At 69.8% G+C, this 22,135-nt stretch carries 21 protein-coding genes; 8 read left to right on the forward strand and 13 right to left on the reverse strand.

Going from position 1 to position 22,135, the window contains the following annotated elements; translation table 11 throughout:
* Window positions 1-91: 91 nt before the first annotated feature.
* A complete protein-coding gene (locus tag ACFPCV_RS19030) occupies window positions 92-592 on the forward strand; it encodes a GNAT family N-acetyltransferase (RefSeq protein WP_378057571.1) in 501 nt (166 codons plus the stop codon).
* Here ACFPCV_RS19030 and ACFPCV_RS19035 read toward each other — a convergent pair.
* Together ACFPCV_RS19035 and ACFPCV_RS19040 are read right to left on the reverse strand one after the other, a co-directional pair.
* Window positions 515-1,699 (reverse strand): hypothetical protein, encoded by a 1,185-nt coding sequence (locus ACFPCV_RS19035; RefSeq protein ID WP_378057572.1) that lies wholly within the window; start codon window positions 1,697-1,699, stop codon window positions 515-517. The genes ACFPCV_RS19030 and ACFPCV_RS19035 overlap by 78 nt on opposite strands.
* A gap of 68 nt (window positions 1,700-1,767) precedes the next feature.
* Window positions 1,768-2,841, reverse strand: a complete 1,074-nt coding sequence (locus tag ACFPCV_RS19040) for an XRE family transcriptional regulator (protein WP_378057573.1) — start codon at window positions 2,839-2,841, stop codon at window positions 1,768-1,770.
* 263 nt (window positions 2,842-3,104) lie between these two features.
* On the opposite strand from ACFPCV_RS19040, the gene ACFPCV_RS19045 reads away from it, so the two are divergent.
* A complete protein-coding gene (locus tag ACFPCV_RS19045) occupies window positions 3,105-3,728 on the forward strand; it encodes a hypothetical protein (RefSeq protein WP_378057574.1) in 624 nt (207 codons plus the stop codon).
* Here the strand turns inward: ACFPCV_RS19045 and ACFPCV_RS19050 are convergent.
* Window positions 3,725-4,558, reverse strand: a complete 834-nt coding sequence (locus tag ACFPCV_RS19050; protein WP_378057744.1) for an amidohydrolase family protein — start codon at window positions 4,556-4,558, stop codon at window positions 3,725-3,727. The genes ACFPCV_RS19045 and ACFPCV_RS19050 overlap by 4 nt on opposite strands.
* Window positions 4,558-5,475, reverse strand: coding sequence for an aldo/keto reductase (locus tag ACFPCV_RS19055; RefSeq protein WP_378057745.1), 918 nt, complete (start codon window positions 5,473-5,475; stop codon window positions 4,558-4,560). Before ACFPCV_RS19055 ends, ACFPCV_RS19050 begins: the two co-directional genes overlap by 1 nt.
* 164 nt (window positions 5,476-5,639) lie before the next feature.
* Here ACFPCV_RS19055 and ACFPCV_RS19060 point away from each other — a divergent pair, with 164 nt between their 5' ends.
* Window positions 5,640-6,329: a FadR/GntR family transcriptional regulator gene (locus tag ACFPCV_RS19060; protein ID WP_378057575.1), complete on the forward strand. Its 690-nt coding sequence runs from the start codon at window positions 5,640-5,642 to the stop codon at window positions 6,327-6,329.
* On the opposite strand, the gene ACFPCV_RS19065 is transcribed toward ACFPCV_RS19060, so the two are convergent.
* From ACFPCV_RS19065 to ACFPCV_RS19105, 9 genes are all read right to left on the reverse strand, one after another.
* Window positions 6,326-7,348, reverse strand: a complete 1,023-nt coding sequence (locus ACFPCV_RS19065) for an ABC transporter permease (RefSeq protein WP_378057576.1) — start codon at window positions 7,346-7,348, stop codon at window positions 6,326-6,328. The two genes, ACFPCV_RS19060 and ACFPCV_RS19065, sit on opposite strands and share 4 nt — an antisense overlap.
* Entirely contained in the window at window positions 7,341-8,834 is a 1,494-nt protein-coding gene (locus tag ACFPCV_RS19070) for a sugar ABC transporter ATP-binding protein (RefSeq protein ID WP_378057577.1), read from the reverse strand. The genes ACFPCV_RS19065 and ACFPCV_RS19070 overlap by 8 nt, the downstream gene beginning before the upstream one ends.
* On the reverse strand, window positions 8,831-9,859 hold the full coding sequence (locus ACFPCV_RS19075; RefSeq protein WP_378057578.1) for a sugar ABC transporter substrate-binding protein: 1,029 nt from the start codon (window positions 9,857-9,859) through the stop codon (window positions 8,831-8,833). Before ACFPCV_RS19075 ends, ACFPCV_RS19070 begins: the two co-directional genes overlap by 4 nt.
* Window positions 9,860-9,886: 27 nt before the next feature.
* Window positions 9,887-10,627 (reverse strand): SDR family NAD(P)-dependent oxidoreductase, encoded by a 741-nt coding sequence (locus tag ACFPCV_RS19080; protein ID WP_378057579.1) that lies wholly within the window; start codon window positions 10,625-10,627, stop codon window positions 9,887-9,889.
* A gap of 35 nt (window positions 10,628-10,662) precedes the next feature.
* Complete coding sequence (locus ACFPCV_RS19085; RefSeq protein ID WP_378057580.1) at window positions 10,663-11,952, reverse strand: enolase C-terminal domain-like protein; 1,290 nt, start codon at window positions 11,950-11,952, stop codon at window positions 10,663-10,665.
* Between the two features lie 992 nt (window positions 11,953-12,944).
* Entirely contained in the window at window positions 12,945-13,568 is a 624-nt protein-coding gene (locus tag ACFPCV_RS19090; RefSeq protein ID WP_378057581.1) for a LutC/YkgG family protein, read from the reverse strand.
* On the reverse strand, window positions 13,561-14,994 hold the full coding sequence (locus ACFPCV_RS19095) for a LutB/LldF family L-lactate oxidation iron-sulfur protein (protein WP_378057582.1): 1,434 nt from the start codon (window positions 14,992-14,994) through the stop codon (window positions 13,561-13,563). Before ACFPCV_RS19095 ends, ACFPCV_RS19090 begins: the two co-directional genes overlap by 8 nt.
* Complete coding sequence (locus ACFPCV_RS19100) at window positions 14,976-15,707, reverse strand: (Fe-S)-binding protein (protein WP_378057583.1); 732 nt, start codon at window positions 15,705-15,707, stop codon at window positions 14,976-14,978. The genes ACFPCV_RS19095 and ACFPCV_RS19100 overlap by 19 nt, the downstream gene beginning before the upstream one ends.
* Before the next feature lie 29 nt (window positions 15,708-15,736).
* Window positions 15,737-16,588 (reverse strand): fumarylacetoacetate hydrolase family protein, encoded by an 852-nt coding sequence (locus ACFPCV_RS19105; RefSeq protein ID WP_378057584.1) that lies wholly within the window; start codon window positions 16,586-16,588, stop codon window positions 15,737-15,739.
* Between the two features lie 167 nt (window positions 16,589-16,755).
* Between ACFPCV_RS19105 and ACFPCV_RS19110 the strand changes: the two genes are divergently transcribed.
* Genes ACFPCV_RS19110 through ACFPCV_RS19130 form a run of 5 tightly spaced genes read left to right on the forward strand, consistent with a single transcriptional unit; the run spans window position 16,756 to window position 22,123 of the window.
* Window positions 16,756-18,273, forward strand: coding sequence for an AMP-binding protein (locus ACFPCV_RS19110; RefSeq protein ID WP_378057746.1), 1,518 nt, complete (start codon window positions 16,756-16,758; stop codon window positions 18,271-18,273).
* On the forward strand, window positions 18,270-19,484 hold the full coding sequence (locus ACFPCV_RS19115) for an acyl-CoA dehydrogenase family protein (RefSeq protein WP_378057585.1): 1,215 nt from the start codon (window positions 18,270-18,272) through the stop codon (window positions 19,482-19,484). Before ACFPCV_RS19110 ends, ACFPCV_RS19115 begins: the two co-directional genes overlap by 4 nt.
* 25 nt (window positions 19,485-19,509) lie before the next feature.
* Entirely contained in the window at window positions 19,510-20,259 is a 750-nt protein-coding gene (locus tag ACFPCV_RS19120) for an enoyl-CoA hydratase/isomerase family protein (protein ID WP_378057586.1), read from the forward strand.
* A 44-nt stretch (window positions 20,260-20,303) separates the two neighbouring features.
* Window positions 20,304-21,239, forward strand: a complete 936-nt coding sequence (locus tag ACFPCV_RS19125) for a VOC family protein (protein WP_378057587.1) — start codon at window positions 20,304-20,306, stop codon at window positions 21,237-21,239.
* A complete protein-coding gene (locus tag ACFPCV_RS19130) occupies window positions 21,239-22,123 on the forward strand; it encodes an acyl-CoA dehydrogenase family protein (protein WP_378057588.1) in 885 nt (294 codons plus the stop codon). The genes ACFPCV_RS19125 and ACFPCV_RS19130 overlap by 1 nt, the downstream gene beginning before the upstream one ends.
* The last annotated feature ends 12 nt before the right edge of the window (window positions 22,124-22,135 follow it).

The raw sequence follows: 22,135 nt of genomic DNA on the forward strand, positions 1-22,135 counted from the left end.
CGGCACGTGCCGCCGGTCACGCGGCTGGCCGCGCGATCCCCAGAACCGACCTCGGACCTGCCGTGATTCCGCTACCGTGGTGGTCAGAGACATGGGTGACCTACACATTCGACGAGCCCGCCCCGCCGATCTCGAAACCCTCGTTCAGGAGCTAGGCCAGCGGCGGTTCTTCGAGGACCGCTTTTCGCGGCAGAGCAGGAAACTGGGCATGCTGCTGACCGCGTGGCGGGCAGGCGTCCCCATCGGGGTCCTCTATCTGTGGCTCGAGGACGCGGAGGAGAAGGAGCTCCGCGACCATCTGCCCGGCACCCCGATCCTCAATCACCTCGAGATCCACCCCGACCACCGCGGCGGCGGCGTGGGCTCCACGCTGATCGACGAAGCGGAGCGGCGACTGCGCAAACTCCTCCTCGGCCAGGTCGCGCTCGCTGTGGAGGACAGCAACGAACGAGCGGCACGCCTGTACAAACGGCTCGGCTACGAGGAATGGCCGCACTCGCCGATCCGGTGCTACTCACTGACCGACGGGGATGGAGTACGGCAGGTCGAGATCTGTCAGATCATGGTCAAGGCGCTCCTGCGGGAGATGTAGGTGCGCCGCCCGGTCGGGAAGGTCGAGCGACCTGAACATCGCCCGGACGCCCGCGAGGGAGCGGCGTTCCCGCCGGTCCTTCTTCTTCCTGGTCACGAGCGCGCGGTGGGTCTCCTCGACGTGCAGGCGCCAGCTGAGGCGGTCCGCTCGCCACGCATCCACGTACTTCACGCACAGCTCGGGCCTGATGTACTGGCACCGCCCGCGGGCGGCCTTCAACGCCAGCAACATCCGACGACGCTGCCCCGGATCGCCGCCCATGCGTTCGACCATGTGAATCACGTCGGTGATGAACTCGGCACGTTCCCGCAGAAAGCCCTGCCAGTGCTCGACTGTCGCGTCCCGCGGCGACCGACCGCTGTCGAGCAGCCAGAACAGCCCCTCGGCAAGGCAGTCCCCGAGCTCCTCCATCCTGGCGCGGTGCTCGTGGTAGGGGTCGTAGGTCCGCTGGATCGCCCGGCCCGTCGTGGTCGTGGGACGTAGCCCGTCCTCGTCGAGGAGGAAGAACCAGTCCTCGTTGTAGATGTTGGGGAAGAACGAGGTCATGGCCTTGGCACCGACCGCGAGCGCACCACCGCCGATGAACATGTCCTGCGCGCCCCCCGCCGCGCGGAACGCGTGGCAGACCACGGAGTTGTCCGGCATGCCGTCGACCTCGTCGATCGCCAGCCCGACTCCCGCATAGACATCGGTCAGGCCAACGGCTTCCATGAGGTCCGTCGGCTCCGGGATCTCGATGTCGTCGTCGAGGAAGACAATCCGCTGCCACCCGATCAGCCGGGCGAGGAGCAGCCCGAGGTTCCGCTTGAGGCTGGTGTCGGTCCACCGCTCGAACCTGGTGCCCTCGAGGACCCGGCATGACTCGAACGCGGGGACCACTCCGCGCGGCAGTTCGTCGACGTCGACGGCGATGAGCTTGACGCCCCTGCCCCGCACGTACGCGGCGACCCGGTCCGCCGAGGACCACCTGCTGCACAGGGCAACGAGCGTGCACCCCAGCTTGGCGGCCAGCTCGACCGCCGAGCCGAGAGTGGCCACGTGCCGGGCGGTCGGCACGATGATCGCGTCCACCTCCATGGGGAAGTGGATGGCCGGGCGGCTGCTCAACAGCTGACGGTGCGAACCGTGGTGATGTTCGGAACGCCTCCCGGCAGGAGCCGGGTTGACTGACCTGCTCACGCGACGCGCACCGGCCACTCGTGCAGCACGTCCTCGGAACTGCTCCAGTCCGGCGTGACCGTCTTACCGAGGAACACCTTGACCCTGCTGACGATGCTGAACGCCTTCTCGCCGGCGAATCGCGTGCGCAGGTAGGTCTCGTTGCCGTCGCGGAACTTCGCGTCCGTGAGCGCGCGCACGATGCCATGGGTGCCTCGCGCGTACATGCCGTTGCAGATGGTGACCGTCCGCGTGTCATGGAGCGGGCTGGGGGCACGGGAGAAATGCGCGACGTCCTTGACCAGGATCTCGCGGTCGCCTTCCCTGCGCAGTTCCGGCGCGTACAGCCGTTCGTCCTCGCCCTCGCCGACCACGAAGCCGCCCGCCTCGGCCTCGTTCTCCCTCGGCAGTTGCCGCACGGGAACGTCGAGGCGATGCAGGAACTCGGCGGTGATCGAGTTCCAGTCGACACCGCCGAGGAGCACCAGGTGAGTGCCGTAGTCGTCCGTCTCGACCTTGTCGGGAGTGCGGACGCGTACGTCACTGTGCGGGTTCGCCGCGCGCAGGTGCCCGAACAGCTCGAGCAACGCGTCCAGGTCCGCGTACTTGTACAGCTCCACGTAGTCGGGAGCGTTCGGATCCGTGTATGGCATCGGCTCGAGGTAGTCGGGGGGCAGCGCCGAACACACGATCGTGATGTCCTCGCCGGCCGGGAAATGCCAGTGACCGTGGGTGAACGCGTTCGCAGCAGCAGGTCCGGGCTTGTGACCCTTCACCTCGTTCCACAGGCTGGTCAGCTCGTGGAGCAACTCGTCGCGGCGAGCCCGTTCCGTGCTTGTCAGCTGAGCCACCGGAAGCACCCGAAAAGGCTGCTGTGCCACCGAGCGCTCGGTGGCGAAAAAACTACAGTAGGAAGCAAGGCGGGCATGCGGCGGGGCCTTCGGCTTACTGGAACTCTCCCACGAGGAGATGAGCGGCCCGCTCGCACCGATCGCAGCCCCGAGTTCACGCTGGGTGATCGACGTGCCAGCCAAGCCCTCGATGCGCAGCTGTCGCAGCTTCTGCGCGAGCCGGAGCGCCGGGTCCACCACTCATCACTTCCTTCGGCAAATTTCAGTGTCAAGTGCCGAAAGACTGAAGTCTACATTGGCGAATGCCATCGGCCGGTACAAAATCGAGTTTGACACGAAAGAGTTACGACCGGATGGCAAGCAGGGGTCTATCACTGAATCGTGGACCATAGAGCCATTCGACCGCTTGCCGCACCGCTCACCTTCGGCTTACGCTTGGACTTCCTCGAAGGTCTGCCAACTTTGCTGAAGTTTACTGAAGTTGGGGACTGTCTGGAGGGACCATGAGTGAGGTGACCAGACTCCAGCCACGTCAGCGCATCATCGTCGCCTGCGATGTCGAAGGGTCCACCAGCAGGACGAACCCTGCCAAGGCGACTCTCCGTGCCGACATGTACGAGCTGCTCGAGGCGACGCTGCTCGAGTGCGAGATCACCGAGGAGGTGCGCGAGCCGTTCTACGACTACGGCGACGGCGTCATGGTGTTGCTGCGCCCGGTCGACGGCGTGCCCAAGACGCTCCTCCTGCACACGTTCGTGCCGGTGCTGAGCACGCGACTCACCGCGCACGCGATCAGGCATCCGGACCGGATGTTCCGGCTGCGCGTCGCGATCCACTCCGGTGAGGTGCACTTCGACCGGCAGGGCGTGTTCGGCGAGGACCTCGACATCACGTTCCGGCTCCTCGACTCCCCCGAGTTGAAGAGCCGGTTGCAGCAGACCGACGCGCCCCTCGTCCTCGCGGTCTCCGGGGACATCCACCGGTCGGTCATCCGGCACGGCTACGACGGGATCGACGGGCGGACGTTCGATCCCGCGATCTGTCTCGAGGTGGCCGAGCAGCGGCACGTCGGCTGGGTGCACGTCCCCGGCCAGGGGGTGCCGCCGGTCGACCTGTACTCGGCCTAGCTCGCGCTGATCGGGTACGCGCGGGTCGCCGTGCCCGCGAACACCTCGGCTCGCTCCGGTTGTGACAGGCCGTTCGTGCACGCGCGGGCCACGTCGTGGACCTGGTCGTAGGTGGCCGCCAGTTCGCAGACCGGCCAGTCGGAGCCGAACATGACGCGTTCTGGGCCGAAGGACTCCAGTACGTGCGCCGCGTACGGGCGCAGGTGGTCGACCGTCCACTTCGTCCAGTCGGCTTCCGTCACCAGGCCGGACAGTTTGCAGAACACGTTCGGGCGCGCCGCGAGGGCGGTCAGGAACGTGGCCCACGGTTCGTAGCCACCGGAGGCGATCGCCGGTTTGCCCGCGTGGTCGAGCACCAGCCGGGCGCCCGGCACCGCGTCGGCCAGTGCGATCGCGGCCTGGTGCTGTGGGGGCAGGACGAGGATGTCGTACGTCAGGCCCGCTTCGGCGACCGCCTTGACGCCGCGGACGACCTCCCGGCGGGTCAGCCAGTCCGGGTCCGCCTCGCCCTGCGCCGGGTGGCGGATTCCCACGAGCGTCCGGCCGCCGGGGGCCTCGCGCAGCGCGGCCAGCCGGTCCGCCACGTCCGGGGCCGTCAGGTCGGCCCAGCCGACCACGCCTGCGATCAGCGGTGTGGCCGCGGCGGTCGACAGGAACTCCTCGGTCTCCTCGACCGTGGGTACCGTCTGCACCAGCACCGTGCGGTCCGCGCGGGTCACCGCGGCCAGGTCCGCCACTGTGTACGGTCGGCGGATCGGGTCGAGGTCCGCGAGCCAGTCGTAGTCGCGGCGGGTCAGGTCCTCCCACAGGTGGTGGTGGGCGTCGATGATCACCTCAGCAGTCCTTCCCCGATCAGGGTTTCCCACAGGGCGGTCGGTATCGGCGCCGCGGCGCGGGCGGCGTTCGACTCCACCTGCCGGACGGAGCTGGCGCCCAGCACGACGGCCTCGACGGCCGGGTGCCTGGCGGGCATCGCGATCGCGGCGGCGGGCAGTTCGACGCCGAACCGCGCGCACACGCCGGCGATCCGCCGCGCCCGCTCGACCAGCTCGGCGGGCGCCTCCTGGTAGTCGTACTTCCCGCCAGGGACCGGGCTGGCCAGGATGCCGCTGTTGAACACGCCGGCCGCCATCACCCGGACACCGCGTCCCTCGCACAGCGGCAGCAGCTCGTCCAGCGCGGGCTGTTCGAGCAGCGTGTACCGGCCCGCCACCATGACGGTGTCCACATCGGACCGGCGGACGAACTCGGCGAGTGCCCGGTCGAAGTTCATGCCGAGCCCGACGCCGCGCAGCACGCCCTGGTCACGCAGCTCGACCAGGGCCGGGATCGCACCCGCGAGCGCCTCCTCGACGTGGTGTTCCGCGTCGTGCACGAACGCGATGTCGATCCGGTCGAGCCCGAGGCGCTCCATGCTCGACTCCAGCGACCGCAGCACCCCGTCACGGGAGTAGTCGCGCCGCCGCACCAGCGTCGCGGGCACGTCGAAGCCGTCGGTGTCCCGCTCCCCCGCGTACGCCGGGTTCTCCGCCAGCAGCCTGCCGACCTTGGTGGACACCACGTACTCGTCCCTCGGCCTGCCGCGCAGCGCGGCACCCAGGCGCTGCTCCGAAAGGCCGAGCCCGTAGTGCGGCGCGGTGTCGAAGTACCGGATGCCCGCCGCCCACGCGGCGTCGACGATCGCGGTCGCCGTCTCGTCGGTCATCGCGCGGTACAGGTTGCCCAGCTGCGCGCAGCCCAGACCCACCCTCACGGCAGCTCCCGACCGGGCCCGGGGCCGGAGTCGTTCGCCGGGTGGTCGCGCAGCGCGACCCGCAGGTCACGCGGAATCACCGCGTGCGGTACTGCCCGCATCCGTTCACCTTTCGTGGCACTCTTGGGGACAAACATCCGAGGTCTTGAGAGGTCTGAATGCCCGTTACCGACGAAGCGATCGACAAGATCAAGGGCATGATCATCTCCGGTGAGCTCGCGCCAGGCGACCGGCTCCCCAAGGAGGCCGACCTGGCACAGCACCTCGGCCTGTCGCGCAGCTCGCTGCGGGAGGCCGTGAAGGCGCTGTGCCTGATCCGCGTGCTCGACGTCCGGCAGGGCGACGGCACCTACGTCACCAGCCTCGAACCGAAGCTGCTGCTCGACGCGATGACGTTCGTCGTGGACTTCCACCGCGACGACACCGTGCTCGACTTCCTCGCCGTGCGCAGGATCCTGGAGCCCGCGGCGACCGCGATCGCGGCCACCACCATGTCCGAAGAGGACATCGCCGAGCTGGCGAAGCTCCTGGAAGGACTCGAGGAGTCGCCGACCGTCGAGGCGCTCGTCGCGAACGACCTGGAGTTCCACCGCCGCATCGCCCTGGGCACCGGCAACCCCGTGCTGTGCTCGCTGATCGACTCGCTGTCGGGCCCGACGACCCGCGCGCGGATCTGGCGCGGCCTCACCCAGGAGGGCGCGGTCGCGAAGACCCGCGAACAGCACCGCGCGATCTACGACGCCATCGCCGCCCGCGAGCCGGAGCTGGCCCGCTCGTGGGCGACCGTGCACATCTCGGGTGTGGAGCAGTGGCTGAAGAAGACCCTCGGCGACCACGAGCAGTCCTAGGTCTGCGGCTTGCCGCCGGTGAACCTGGCCAGCATCAGCGAGACCAGGATGATCGCGCCGTACACCGCCTGGATCCAGAACGACGGGACCTGCGCGAGTGTCAGCAGGTTCTCCACCACCGCGAGCAGCAGCACACCGGTGAGCGCGCCGAACATCGTGCCCCGGCCGCCGTCGAGCGAGATGCCGCCGATGACCGCGGCCGCGAACACGGTGAAGATCATGCCGTCGCCCTGGTTGGCGTTGATCGCGCCGACGTAGCCGGTGAGCACGAGCCCGCCGATCGCGGCCAGCACACCGGCGACGACGAACACCAGCCACGAGATGCGGTCGGTGTTGATGCCCGCCGCCCGCGCGGCCTCCCGGTTGCCGCCGATCGCGTACAGCGAGCGGCCGACCCGGTGGTAACGCAGCACGAAACCGGTGACGCCGTACAGGACCAGCGCGAGCCACACCGATACCGGCAACCCGGCGAAGGTGGCCGTGGCGAGCGTGAAGAACGCCTCCGGCATGTCGAACAGCGTCCTGCCCTCGGTGGCGCCGACCAGGAGTCCTCTGAGGACGATCAGCATGGCGAGCGTCACGATGAAGGCGTTCAGCTTGAGCTTCACGATGAGGAAGCCGTTGAACGTGCCGATCACCGCACCCACCACGAGGATCACCGCGATCCCGGCCGCGGCCGGCCACTGCGTGCCGAAGCCGGTCTCGATCACCAGCAGCGCGCCGACCGCGGGCGCGATGCCCACGGTGGACTCCAGCGACAGGTCGAACTTGCCGGAGATCAGCACGAGCGACTCGCCGAGCACGACCAGCGCCAGCGCCGCGGACGCGCCCAGGATGCTGACCAGGTTGCCGGTGGTGAGGAAGCTGTCGTTGAGGATGGCGCCGATGATCAACAGCACCACGAGCACGGGCAGCAGGGCCAGCTCCCGCAACCGCGGCAACCGCCCGATGCCCTGAAAGGCGCGTTGCGGGCGCCCAGTGCCCGCAACGCGCCTTTCAGGGCTTCGCACCTCAGTCATGCGTGACCCCTTCGATGTCGGCCACCAGGTCGCCAACGGACCAGCCAGCCTCGTGCTCCGCCACCAGGGCGCCCGACCGCAGCACCAGCACCCGGTCACACGGCCGCAGGTCGTCCAGCTCGTCGCTGACGATCAGCACCGCCCTGCCCTCCGCACGCACCCGCTCGACCTGGCCGAGCAGTGCCTCCTTGGACTTCACGTCGACACCGGCCGTCGGGTTGATCAGCACCAGCACGTCCGGGTCGCTCGCGAGTGCCCGCGCGAGGACCACCTTCTGCTGGTTGCCGCCCGACAGCGCGTCGGCGGGCTGCTCGGGCCCGGCCGCGACGATGCCGTGGTCGCCGATCGCCTTCTTCGCCACCGCGGTCCGCGAACCGGGCGACGCGAGTCCGCCCGCGCCCATCCGGTCCAGAACGGACATCGAAGCGTTGTCGGCGATCGACATGCCGAGCACCAGGCCCTGGTGGTGCCGATCCCGTGGCACACAACCGATCCCGGCCCGCAGCGCGGCCTTCACGTCACCGCGCGGCAGCGGGCGGCCGTTCATCGCCACCACCCCGCGGGCCGGCGGGCGCAGCCCGTAGACGGTCTCCGCGACCTGGTGCTTGCCGCTGGCGTTCGACCCGGCGATGCCGAGCACCTCACCGCGCCGCAGCCCGAACGAGACGTCGGCGAACGCGTCCCCGGTCAGCCCGTCGACGGTCAGCACGTCCGCCGCGCCGGTGGCCACGGCGTCCCGCTCGGCCGCGTCGGCCACCGTCAGCCCGCCGGTCTCGCCGGTCATCGCGTCGACCAGCTGCGCGCGGGTGAGGTCGGTGACCGGTGCGGTCACCACGTGCCGCGCGTCCCGCAGCACCGTCACCGCCTGGCAGACCTCGTGCACCTCCTGCAGATGGTGCGAGATGAACAGGAACGTGACCCCCGCGTCCTGCAGCTCCCGCATCCGCACGAACAGCCGCGCGATCGCGTCGGAGTCGAGCTGGGCGGTCGGCTCGTCGAGCACGATGAACCGCGCGCCGTAGGACAGGGCCCGCGCGATCTCCACCAGCTGACGGTCCTCGACGGACAGCTCACCCGCCGGGAGGTCCACGTCGACGTCGACGCGCCACGAGTCCAGCAGCGCACGCGAGTCCCCGCGCAGCCGCGACCACGAGATCACCCCGCGCCGGATCGGCTGCCGGTTGATGAACAGGTTCTCCGCGACGCTCAGGTGCGGGATCACCGTCGAGTGCTGGTAGACGCAGGCGACCTTGCTCCGCCACGCCTCCCGGTCACCGAGCGGCGGCGCGGGTTCCCCGTCGAACGCGACCGTCCCGGTGTCCGGTTTGGACAGACCGGTGAGGATGGACACGAGCGTGGACTTCCCCGCCCCGTTGCGGCCGACGAGCGCGTGCGACTCGCCCGCCGCGACGGTGAGACTGACGTCCGCGAGCGCCACGGTCGGCCCGTAGCGCTTGCCGACACCGAGTGCCTCGACGACGTTCACAGGTTGTTGCCCCACAGGGAGTCGTCGTCCACGTTCTCCTTCGTGACGACCGGTGCGGGCAGTTGGTCCTCCAGGATGCCCGGCATCGTCTCGACGACCGTGCTGCCGTGGTCGGTCGGGCCCGCGGCGAAGGTCTCGCCCGCCATGGCCTTCTTCAGCCAGTACATGCCGTACTTGGCGTAGTCGTCCGCGGGCTGCGACACGGTCGCGTCCAGCTCGCCGCTACGGATCGCGTCCAGTTCCTGCGGGATGCCGTCGTTGGACACCAGTACGATGTGCTTCGGGTCGCCGACCGGGAACTTGAGGTTCTTGCGCTCCAGCGCCTGCAGCGTCGGCGCCAGGTAGACACCGCCCGCCTGCAGGTAGATGCCCTTGACGTCCGGGTTCGCGGTCAGCAGGCCCTCGAGACCCGACGCGGCCTTCTCCGCCTGCCAGTCCGCGGGGATCTCCAGCACGGTGAGCTTCGGGTACCTGGTCCTCACGCACTCGCGGAACGCCTCGGACCGGTCGCGGCCGTTGACCGACGCGAGGTCACCCATGATCTGGATGACCTTGCCCGCCGAGACCCGTTCCCCGATCACGTCACACGCCTTGGTGCCGTAGGCGCGGTTGTCGGCCCGCACGACCATCGCAACCTTGCCGGACTCCGGCGCCACGTCGACCGACACGACCGGCACCCCCCTGCGCTCGGCCTGGTCGAGACCCGCGACGATCGCGGCGGAGTCGAGCGGCGTCACCACCAGGCCCCGGACGCCCTGGTTGAGCAGGTTGTTGATGTCGGTGATCTGCTTCTGGGTGTCGTTGTCGGCGTTTACGGTCGGCAGGACATCAAGGCCCGCCTCCTCCGCCATCCCCGGCACATAGTTGTTGTACGCCTGCCAGAACGGCGAGGTCAACAGCGGCACCGTGGCCCCGATCCTGCCGTCCCCGCCACCACCACCCGCTGTGTCCTTTGTGGACCCGCAACCGCTCACCGCTGCGGCCAGCGCGGCGACCGCCGCGACCGCGCCGATGGTTCTGCGCATCGCATCCTCCTTGATGCCGAAGGGGTGTCATGCCCGCGGTCGTGGACGCAGGCCGTACATGCCGCCGTCGACCGCGAGCGCGGTCCCGGTGGTCGATCCGGACAGCGGGCTCGCCAGGTAGGCGATCGCGTGCGCCACCTCGTCCGCGGTGACGAGCCTGCCCATCGGCTGGCGGGCGGCGAGCGCGGCCCGCTCGGCGGCCGGGTCCGCCGACGCGTCGAGCAGCCTGCCGACCCACGGGGTGTCCGCGGTGCCGGGGCACACGCAGTTGACCCGGATGTCGTCGTCGAGGTGGTCGGTCGCCATGGCCAGCGTCAGCGCGAGCACCGCGCCCTTGCTGGCCGAGTACAGGGCCCGGTTCGGCAGGCCCTGCCACGCCGCGATCGAGCAGGTGTTGACGACCGCGGCCTTCTCGCTCTTCCTCAGGTGCGGCAACGCGGCCCTGGTCACGCGGGCCATGCCGACCACGTTCACGTCCAGTACCCGGTGCCACTGCGCGTCGTCGTTGGCGGCCACGTCGCCCGCCGCGCCGATGCCCGCGTTGTTGACCAGCACGTCGATACCGCCGAACCGCGCGACGACCGCGTCGATCGCGGCACGGACCGCTCCGTCGTCGGAGACGTCGCAGCGGATGCCGTCCTCGCCGGGGTTCACGTCGAGGACGGCGACCGTGGCGCCGCGTGCGGTGAGAGTTCTCGCGACCGCCGCACCGATTCCTGACGCGCCACCGGTGACAACCGCACTCAGGCCGTCGAACTCAAGTTTCACGGCCGTGTTCGTCTGGTTCGCTTCGCAAGCTCCGCTCACGTGATCCTCCACTCAGGACCGTCGGGGAAGGCGTACCGGGCGAGCGCCTCGTCGTTGATCCGCGCGGAGAAACCCGGGGCCGTGGGCGCGAGGTAGCGTCCGTCGCGCACGATAGCGGGGTCGGCGAAGTGCTCGTGCAGCTGATCCACCCACTCGATCGCGCGGTCGGCGCGGGTGCCGGAGATCGCGACGTGGTCGAACATGGCGAGGTGGCGCACCAGCTCGCACAGGCCGACCCCGCCCGCGTGCGGGCACACCGGCACCCCGAACTTCGCGGCGAGCAGCAGGATCGCGATGTTCTCGTTGACCCCGCCGACCCGCGCCGCGTCGAGCTGCAGCACCGACAACGCGCCTGCCTGCAGGAACTGCTTGAACATCACCCGGTTCTGCACGTGCTCGCCGGTCGCGACCCGGATCGGCGCGATGGCCGCCGCGATCGCCCGGTGCGCGAGCACGTCGTCCGGCGAGGTCGGCTCCTCGATCCAGTACGGGTCGAACCCGGCCAGCGCCCGCATCCACCTGATCGCGGGCTCGACGTCCCACCGCTGGTTCGCGTCGACCGCGATCCGGATGTCCGGCCCGACGGCCTCCCGCGCGAGCCGCATCCGCCGGATGTCGTCGTCGAGGCTGCCGCCGACCTTGAGCTTGAGCATCGTGAACCCGTCGGCGACGGCCTGTTTCGCGAGGCGGACCATCTTCTCGTCGGAGTAACCGAGCCAGCCCGCGCCGGTGCTGTAGGCGGGGTAGCCCTGCTGTTCGATCTCCGCGATCCGCGCCTCGCGCCCCGGCCTGCGCAGGATGTCGAGCGCCTCTTCCTCGGTGAGCGCGTCGGAGAGGTACCGGAAGTCGACCTGCTCGACCAGCTCCTCCGGCGACAGCCCGGACAGGAACCTCCACAGTGGACGTCCCGCCCGGCGCGCCGCGAGGTCCCACGCCGCGTTGACCACGGCCCCGACCGCCATGTGCGCGACCCCCTTCTCCGGGCCGAGCCAGCGGAGCTGCGAGTCGCCGACCAGTTCCCTGCTGAGGGCGGCCAGTTCGAACGCGGTCTCCGGCACGGACCGCCCGACGACCATGTGGTCGAGCGCCTTGATGGCCGCGGCCTGCACGTCGTTGCCCCGGCCGATGGTGAACGCGAGCCCGTACCCGTCCGGCCCGTCGTCGGTGCGCAGGACCAGGTAGGCGGCGGAGTAGTCCGGGTCGGGGTTCATCGCGTCGGACCCGTCCAGCTCCCGCGAGGTGGGGAAACGGATGTCGAGCACATCCATGCCGATGATCCGCGCCATGTGAGCCGCCGGTCCTTCCACCTCGAATGATACATCCGATGTATACCGGAGACGGTTCCCGAAATCCAGATCAACCTCAATCCTGGCGAGAGATTGATCCGATCAGTGCCCGGCGAGCACCCGCTGGGCGAGCCGCCGTGAAAGGCGCGTTCACGGCACAACAAGTGCCGTCAATGGGCCATTCACGGCGCCCAGCCTGGATCCACCGATGGTTGTACTGCTGGTTCCTGGTGTGGCCGGGCGGCGGCCCTGCCGCGAGCAACGACTCACCTTGCGGTGCGCGGGCTCGTTCCGTGTCCGAAAGACGCGTTCGGTTCGGTCGCGATAGCCGTGAGTGTGCCGATAGTGACACTGCGCGTCCCTATCGGCACACTCACAACGCCAGCCATGCCCCCGAAAGCGCCTTTCGGAGCAGCTGCGCGGGGCCGGGCGCGCAGCGCCCTCGCAACTGCTGTGAAAGGCGCGTTGACGGCATCCGCCACGCCGTGAATGGCCCTTTCACGGCGCCCAGCGCCGTCAACGCGCCTTTCACAGCACTGCCAACGCCGTCAACGCGCCTTTCACAGCACAAGCCAGGGCGCTACGCGCCCAGGGCCCGCGAAGCGGGCCCTGGGCGGCAAGCCCCGCGAAGCGGGCCAACGCCCCCACGCAACCCTGACGGTGGCGCAAGCCCACCCCAAGGGGCTCCCTGCCATCCCGTCGACCTGGCAGCGCCCGATCACGCCGTGTCAAGGGGGGCCAAAACGACCGAATCACAACACGCCAAAGCTGGCCCCCCTTGGCGCGGTGTGATAGCCCGTAGGGAGGTCGACGGGATGGCAGGCAGACCCGAACCCAACCGCAGCCGACCTCCCCCTCCGCCACCCCCGAGACCTGCCCGTCCGGCGAGGACAAACCACCAACGGTCAGCAGGTAAACCCACCCAAACGTCCGGCGAGGACAAAGCCCACTCGCAAGGTCAGGGCGAAGCCGTCGGTGGCGGCGGCCGCTCGTCAGCCGACGATCAGGACTTCCAGGGTGCGGGGGCCGTGCACGCCCTCCACGCGGTCCAGTTCGATGTCGCTGGTCGCCGACGGGCCCGAGATGAACGTCAGCGGGCGGGTGGAGTCCAGCCGTGTCAACGCTTCCGGCACCGTCGCCACCACCTGGTCCGCGCGCACCACGCACAGGTGGTAGTCCGGCAGCAGTGTCAGCACGCGCCTGCCCTGCGCGAACCCGGCGTCGAGCACGATCGTGCCGGTCTGGGCGATCGCGACCGCGCACCCGGTCAGCACGCCGTCCGCGCGGTCGAGTGCCGCGTTCGGCAGCGGCCACATCGGGGCGTCCAGCGACCACACGAACTCGCCCACCCGCCACCACGCGGGCACGTCCGCCGGGGTCACCATCACCCGCACGCCGCGCGCCGCCAGCGACGACCCGATCTCGTCCGGCAGCGCCGCCTCCGGCACCCGCCGCACGACCGCGCGGTAGTCGGCCACCTGCTTCTCGAACAACGTCAGCACGTCGCCGAGATCGCGGGTCCGGTCGTACTCGCGCGGCACCGTCACCGGGCCTGGGCGGTCCGACAGCGCCGCCCGGATCCGGCCGAGGATCTCCGCACGTGCGCCGCTAGCCACGGGTCCTCCGCCACCACGCCGAGAACGTCTCCGCCGGGGGTGCCGGGAGGTCCCGCGAGTCCGTCCACTTGGAACCCGGCCACGGCAGCCGCTTCACCCGCCCGCGTCTGGCGACCAGCCGCAGCACCGACGCCGCCCGCTGCGCCAGCCGGAACCGGGCCGGCGACCGCATCATCCACGACGCCGCCGCCATCGCCACCGACTCCGGCGTGTGCGTGCCCTCGACCGCCTTGCCGCGCAGGTGCACCAGCACCGTCGGGATGTCGATCCGCACCGGGCACACCTCGTAGCACGCGCCGCACAGCGACGACGCGAACGGCAGCGACTTCAGCAGCGCGGCCGTCTCGGGGTCGTCCGTGCCCGCGCCGAGCTGCGGGGTGAGGATCGCGCCGATCGGACCCGGGTACACCGAGCCGTACGCCTGGCCACCGGTCCGCTCGTACACCGGGCACACGTTCAGGCAGGCGGAGCACCGGATGCACCGCAGCGCCTGCCGCCCGACCCGGTCCGCCAGCGTCTTCGTCCTGCCGTTGTCCAGCAGCACCAGGTGGAACCTCTGCGGCCCGTCGCCCGGCGTGACCCCCGTCCACACCGACGTGTACGGGTTCATCCGTTCCGCCGTGGACGACCGGGGCAGCAGTTGCAGGAAGACCTCGAGGTCCGACCACGTCGGCACGAGCTTCTCGATGCCCATCACCGTGATCAGCGTCTCCGGCAGCGTGAGGCACATGCGCCCGTTGCCCTCGGACTCCACCACCACGACCGAACCGGTGTCGGCGACCGCGAAGTTGGCGCCGGAGACGGCGACCTTCGCGGACAGGAACTTGCGCCGCAGGTGCGCCCGCGCCGCCTCCGCCAGGTCGGCGGGCCGGTCCGACAGCCCGTCCACATCGGACATGCGGCCGCGGAAGATGTCGCGGATCTCCGAGCGGTTGCGGTGGATCGCGGGGACCAGGATGTGGGACGGGCGGTCGTCGCCGAGCTGGACGATCAGCTCCGCGAGGTCGGTCTCGATGGCCGAGACGCCACCCGCCGCGAGTGCCTCGTTGAGCCCGATCTCCGCGGTCGCCATGGACTTGACCTTGACGACCTCGGACGCGCCGGCCTCCTGCACCAGGCGCAGCACGATCTCGTTGGCCTCCGCCGCGTCCCGCGCCCAGTGCACGACCCCGCCACGTGCGGTGACGGCGGCTTCGAGGCGTTCGAGGTAGCCGTCCAGGTTGGACAGCACGTCGTCCTTGATGGCCGCGCCTGCGAGACGAAGGTGCTCCCAGTCCGGCAGCTCCTCGACCGCGGCGGTGCGTTTGGTACGGATCGTCGAGGTGGCGTGGGCGAGGTTGCCGCGCAGCTGCATGTCGCCAAGGGCGTCGCGCGCGGCGCTCGGGAAGGCCGGGCTGCCCAGCCACGTCACGGGGTTGCGGCCCATGGCTCCTCCTCCGTGCTCGCCAGGATCTCCGCGAGGTGCAGCGACCGTACCCCGGTCTTCAGCCGCGACAGCCCCCCACCGATGTGCATGAGGCACGAGTTGTCACCCGCGGTGACGACCTGGGCACGGGTCTCCAGCACGTGCGTCATCTTGTCGGCGAGCATCGCGGTCGACGTCTCGGCGTTCTTGAGCGCGAACGTGCCACCGAACCCGCAGCACGATTCGGCGTCGGGCAGCTCGACCAGGTCCAGCCCGCGGACGTGCCGCAGCAGTTCGAGTGGCTTCGCGCCGACGCCGAGCATGCGCAGCGAGTGACAGGTCGGGTGGTAGGTGACGCGGTGCGGGAAGTACGCGCCGACGTCGGTCACGCCGAGCACGTCCACGAGGAACTCGGACAGCTCGTAGGTCCGCTGGGCCATTGCTCCCGCCCGCCGGTGCAGGTCGGGGTACACCTCGCGGACCATGCCCGCGCACGACCCGGACGGCGCGACCACCGCGTCGTAGCCGTCGAACGCCTTCGCGTGCCGCTTCGCCAGCTTCACCGCGTGCGCGCGGTAGCCGGTGTTGTGGTGCATCTGGCCGCAGCAGGTCTGCGCCGCGGGGAAGTCGACCTCGCAGCCGAGGCGCTCCAGCAGGCGGACCACCGCGCGTGCGGTGTCGGGGAAGAACGTGTCGGTGAGACACGTGGCGAACAACGCGACCCGCGTGCCCAACTCGGCTCCCCCTCTCCCGGCTGACGGGCTCAGCCCTTGACGACCACCTGGCGCTGGCGGCCGAGCCCGTCGATCTCGATCTCCACGACGTCGTCGACCGAAAGGTATGGGAAGCGGCCCGATAGCGCGACCCCCTGCGGTGTGCCGCTGTTCACGAGGTCACCCGGCTCCAGGACGGTGTACTGGCTGAGGTCGTGGACCAGGGTCGCCACCGTGAACAGCATGTCGGCGGTGTTGGAGTCCTGCCGGACCTCGCCGTTGACCCACGACCGCAGGCCAAGCCCCTGCGGGTTGCCGACCTCGTCGGCGGGGACGAGCCACGGGCCGAGCGGGTTGAACGTCTCGCACGACTTGCCCTTCGACCACTGGCCGCCGGAGACCTCCAGCTGGAGCGCCCGCTCGGACACGTCGTTCGACAGCACGTAACCGGCGATGTACGCGAAGGCGTCGTCCGGCGACGACAGGTAGCGGGCGCGCCTGCCGATCACGATGCCCAGTTCGACCTCCCAGTCGACCTTGGCGGCACCCCTCGGGAGGACCACGTCGTCGTTCGGTCCCACCACAGTGTTCGGATGTTTGTAGAAGACCACCGGGTGCTCGGGGGGTGCGGCACCGGACTCGGCGGCGTGTGCGGCGTAGTTCATACCAACGCAGACAACGGCGGGCGGGCGTGCTATCGGGGCACCGATCCGCTTCCCGGCCACGTCAGCGATGGGAAGCTCACCCGCCGCGAGGGCCGCACGGGCGCGCCCGATGCCGTCGGCGGCCAGGAACGCCCCGTCGATGTCGTTCGCCATACCGGACAGGTCGAACGCGCGGCCGCCGTCGTCCAGGACGACCGGGCGTTCCGCGCCGAGGGCGCCCACTCGCATGAGCCGCAAGGCAAACCTCCGTGGTCAACAGGTGGTCAACAGGCTGGTGGCGTATGCGGAGCCTAGCAGCCGCCTACGCGTGCACGAAGCAGTCGATCACTTAGACATCCGACCTTTGTGCACTTTATTGACATCCGTGCTCGGATGGGTCGGTGGAGAGTTTCGTTCTCGGCGACGTGCTCAGGTCTCGTGCCGACAGTCATGGGACCGAGCCCTTTCTACGCTTTCGTGACGGCGATCTCACCTTCCGCGACGTGGACACCGAGGCCAACCGGGTCGCGCAGGGACTGATCGGGCTGGGCATCGGCAAGGGCGACCACGTCGCCGTCATGCTGCCGAACTGCCCGGAACTGGTGTCGGTGATCTTCGCGCTCGCCCGGCTCGGTGCGGTGGCGGTGCCGATCAACTCGGCGAACCGCGGCGAGATCCTGCGACACGTGCTGTTCAGCTCCGACTCGACGACACTGGTCATCGACGAGGAGTACGTGGACAGACTGCAGCTCGAACGGCTGCCGGGCCTGACCCGGCTGGTGGTCCGGGGAACACCACCAGCGGGCGCGGTGAGCTTCGAGCACCTGCGCGGCCGCGACGCCACCGAACCACGTGCCGGTGTCGTCTTCTCCGACCTGCAGGCGATCATGTACACGTCCGGCACCACCGGCCCGTCCAAGGGTGCGATGGTGTCCCACTCGCTCGCGCTGACCTGCGCGTACGACTCGCTGAACTACCTCGACCGGTGGGGCAAGACGACCTACTGCCCACTGCCGCTGTTCCACGCGGCCGGGTTGTGGGACGGCGTGTTCTCCGCACTGCTGTCCGGCGCGCCGATCGCGGTGGTGGACCGCTTCAGCGCGTCCAGGTTCTGGGACGACGTGCGGCACTTCGACGCACAGCTCGCGCTGAGCGTGTTCTCGATGATCCCGATCCTGATGAGCGCGCCGCCGACCGACCGTGACAAGGACCACCCGCTCGAGATGTTCTACATGGGCAAGTCCGCGCTGGACGCGCCGCTGCGGGAACGGTTCGGCGTACGGTCCGTGGAGACCTACACCTCGACCGAGGCGGGCATCGCCACCGGCAGCCCGTACGGCGAGTGGCGGGTCGGCTCGTGCGGCACCGTCCACTCGGAACGGTTCGACGCCGCGGTCGTCGACGAGCACGACCGCGAGTTACCCGCCGGTGAGCCCGGCGAGCTGGTGCTGCGGCCCAAACAGCCGTACGTGATCACCAGCGGGTACTACGGGACACCGGAGGCGACGGCCGACACGTTCCGCAACCTGTGGTTCCACACCGGTGACCGGATGTGGCGCGACGAGGACGGGTACTTCTACTTCCTGGATCGGATGAAGGACTCGATCCGCCGCCGCGGCGAGAACATCTCGGCGTTCGACCTCGAGATCGAGGTCAACACGCACCCGTCGATCCTCGAGTGCGCTGCCATCGGGGTGCCCTCGGAGCTGGAGGACGAGGATGTGAAGCTCGTGGTGGTGCTGCGGCCGGGGAAGAAGCTCCGCCACGAGGAACTGGTGGAGTTCTGCGGGGAGCGGCTGCCGAAGTTCATGGTGCCGCGCTACGTCGAGTTCGCCGAGACGCTCCCCCGCACCCCGACCGACAAGGTCGCCAAGTACAAGCTGCGCGAGCAGGGCGACCACGGCATCACAGACGCGACGTGGGACGGTGAGGCAACGCGGTGAACTGGGAAGACACGCCAGAGGAGACCGAGTTCCGGGACGAGGTGCGCTCGTTCGTGACCACGCACTTCCCCTCGGCGTACCGGCGAGACCCCGAGGCGGAGCACAGCCTGGAGCCCGAGGACGTGTGGGGCTACAACTGGGCCGCGGACCGGCTCTCGCCCGACCCGGCGCGGCGGGACGGCGCGCTCGCCTGGGCCGCCGCGCTGGCGGAACGCGGTTGGATCACCCCGCACTGGCCGGTCGAGTACGGCGGCGCCGGGCTGTCCGCGCGGCAGGAGTTCATCCTGCAGGAGGAGATGATGCGGGCCCGCGTGCCGACGGTGAACGGGATCGGCGCGTTCCTGCTCGGCCCGACGATCCTCGAACTGGGCACCGACGAGCAGAAGGCCGAGCACCTGCCACGCATCGCGCGCGGGGAAACCACGTGGGCGCAGGGGTTCTCCGAGCCGGGCTCCGGGTCGGACCTGGCGTCGCTGCGGACCAGGGCGGTGCGCGACGGCGACCACTACGTCGTCAACGGGCAGAAGGTGTGGACGTCGCTTGGTGCGCAGGCCGACTGGCTGTTCGTGCTCGTGCGCACCGACCAGGACGCGCCCAAGCACAAGGGCATCACGTTCCTGCTGGTGGACACGAAGACACCGGGGGTGACGGTTCGGCCCATCACCGACATCCGCGGCGACACCCCGTTCGCGGAGGTGTTCTTCGACGACGCCCGCGTGCCGGTCGCGAACCGGGTCGGTGAGGAGAACCGCGGCTGGTACGTCGCGATGGCCGCGCTCGGCTTCGAGCGGGCGGGCATCGGCGCGACCGTCAAGTTCGAGCAGGCACTGTCCACCCTGGTCGAGTACCTGAAGTCCGACGAGGGACGTGCTACGGCGCGGCCCGACATGGCCGGGCTGCGGCTGGAGATCGCGCGCCGGTACGCGGAGGTCCGCGTGCTGTACAACCTCGCGCGGCACTCGGCCTCCTCCGGGGACTACGCGGGCTCGGTGAGCCAGCTGTTCGGTGCCGAGCTGCACCAGCGGCTCGCGCGCACCGGTGCGAAGGCGTTCGGCAGACTGGCCGAGTTGTGGCAACGTGAGGACGCGCCGCTCGGTGCCGCGTTCACGCACCTGCGGCTGGACTCGGTAGCCGCTACCTTTCTCGGTGGCACCACCGAGATCCAGCGCAACGTGATCGCGACCCGAGGGCTCGGACTGCCCAGAAGCTAGGAAACCGTTGTCGGGGAAGGGAAACATGACATACGAAACGCTGGATGTCCGGATCGAGGACCGGGTCGCGTGGCTAACGCTGAACCGGCCGGAGAAGCTGAACGCGCTGACGCCGGAGTCGATGACCGAGCTGCGGCGGTTCTGCACGGAGACCGACGACGACGAGAACGTGCACGCCGTCGTGCTGCGCGGCGCCGGTGAGCGGGCGTTCTGCGCAGGCATGGACCTGAAGTGGTCCGAGGGCCTGACGAAGAGGGAACGCATCGAGCAGGGCAGGCTCGGCGAGAAGACCTTCTCCATGCTGGAGCGGCTCTCGGTGCCGGTGATCGCGGCCGTGCACGGCTACGCGGTCGGTGGCGGGCTCGAACTGGCGCTGGCGGCGGACTTCATCGTGTGCGCGGACAACGCGAAGATGGGCCTGGTCGAGATCACCCTGTCGGCGCGGCCGCCGTACCAGCCCAAGTACATGAAAGGTGAGCCGGACCCGGACCAGCCGGAGGTCGGCGGTTCCGCACCCGGGTGGGGCGGGGTGAAGCGGCTGCCCAAGCGCGTGGGCAAGGCGCGGGCGAAGGAGATGCTGTTCACCGGCATCCAGCTCGACGCGGCCCGCGCGCTGGAACTGGGCCTGGTGAACAGCGTGTTCCCGGCCGACGAGTTCGACAAGCAGGTCGCGGCTCTGGCCGAGCGGATCGGCGCCATGAACCGCTACAACCTGCGGCTGGTCAAGGAACTGGTCGACAACGAGTACGACTGGATCGAGCCGCACCCGAGCTGAAACGACGTTCGCTCCGCAAGCTACGCTCAGTAAGGAGCCGCGCAATGCAGATCTACCGGATAGACCATGTCGCACAGGCGGTTCCCGCGCTGGAGCCCCAGGTGGCGTTGCTGGAGAAGCTGTTCGGCTTCCGCGCGACGCACAAGTGGGACAACCCGGCGGCCGGTGTCCGCGGCGCCCGGCTGGAGATCCCCGGCACGTGGGGCCACACCTGGCAGGTGCTGGCCCCCTCGGGTGACGACTCGCCGATCCAGCGCTGGCTGGACGACCACGGCGGCCGCCCCGGCCTGCACCACATCGGCGCCGAGGTCCCCGACCTGGACGCCGCGATGTCCGAACTGGACGAACGCGGCATCAAGGTCACCGACGGCGTGCCCGGCAAGTGGGTGGAGGCGTCGCTGTCCCCGCCGGCACACGGCCCCGGCGTGCTGTTCCGCCTCCGCGGCCCCGGCACCCTGACCATGACCGGTGACGAGGCCGCCGTCGCGGTGCCCGCGTCCCCCGTGGACGGACCGACGCTCGGCATCGTGAACCTGGACCACGTCTGCCAGGCGTTCCCGGACCGCGACGAGCTGTCCGCGTGGTACCGGGACCTGCTCGGCGCGGTGGAGGTGTGGCGCACCGCCGACGACGAGCACCCGGACATGGCCGACCTGGTGCTGAACGTGCCGGGCTCCAGCATCTGCCTCGAGGTGATCACGTCGAGGGGTGAGGAGTCGTTCATCGACAAGTTCCTCTCCCGCAACGGTCCCGCCGCCCACCACGTGACCTTCCAGGTCGCCGACTGGGACGCGGCGCTGAACGCCTGCCGCCACCACGACATCCCCACGTTCGACGACGAGGAGGGGGTCACCGACGGCGCGCGGTGGAAGCACACCTTCGTCCACCCGAAGCAGACCGGCGGTGTGCTGGTGCAGCTGTTCTGGGAGGAGCGCCCCGGCGTGTGGGTCCGCTCGGACAAGATCCCCGGCAGGCGCTGATGGACCTGACGCTCACCGAGGACCAGCAGATGGTCCAGCGGACGGCCCGCGAGTTCCTCGCGGGCCGCGCGGGCCAGGACGTGTGGAAGGAGATCACCGACCTCGGCTGGCAGGCACTGCCCTTCGAGGACTTCGGTTTCCTCGAGGCGTGCCTGATCGCGGAGGAACTGGGCCGGGCGCGGGTTCCGGTGCCGTACCTGTCCTCGTTGATCTGCGGCATGGCGGTCCCGTCGCTGCGTCCCCGGGTCGGCACCGGCGAGGTGTTCGCGTACGTGCCGTTCAGCGGCGCACTGGTCCCGTGGGCGGCCGAGGCGGCGGCGCTGCTGGTGGCGACGCCGTCTGGCCTGGTGCTGACCTCGGAGGCGGAACACACCCCGGTGACGGTGGTGGGCCCGGCCCCGACGTACCGCGTGACGTACGGCTCCGTCTCCGGAGAACCGGTCGTCGCGGGCCCCATCGAGGCCTACGGGGCGGCGGCGACGTGCGCCGAGATGGTGGGCGGCGCGCAGGCGGTGCTCGACAGGACGGTCGAGTACGCCAAGGAACGCGAGCAGTTCGGCAAACCGATCGGCGCTTTCCAGGCGGTGCAACACCACTGCGCGAACATGGCGATCGACGTGATGAGCGCCCGGTTCATCGCCTACGAGGCCATCTGGCGGCTGTCGCGTGAGCTGGACGCGTCGGTGGAGGTGTCGGTGGCGAAGTCGTGGGTGAGCGAGGCCTACGAACGTGTCTGCGCCCTGGGCCACCAGGTCCACGGCGCGATCGGCTTCACCGCGGAACACGACCTGCACCACTACACCCGGCACGCCATGTCATCGGCCCTGGCCTTCGGCGACGCGGACACCCACACGGACCGGCTGGCCACACACCTGGGCATCTGACCACGGCACCGG

The organism is Actinophytocola glycyrrhizae, from assembly GCF_042653545.1.
Classification (GTDB): Bacteria; Actinomycetota; Actinomycetes; order Mycobacteriales; family Pseudonocardiaceae; genus Actinophytocola; species Actinophytocola glycyrrhizae.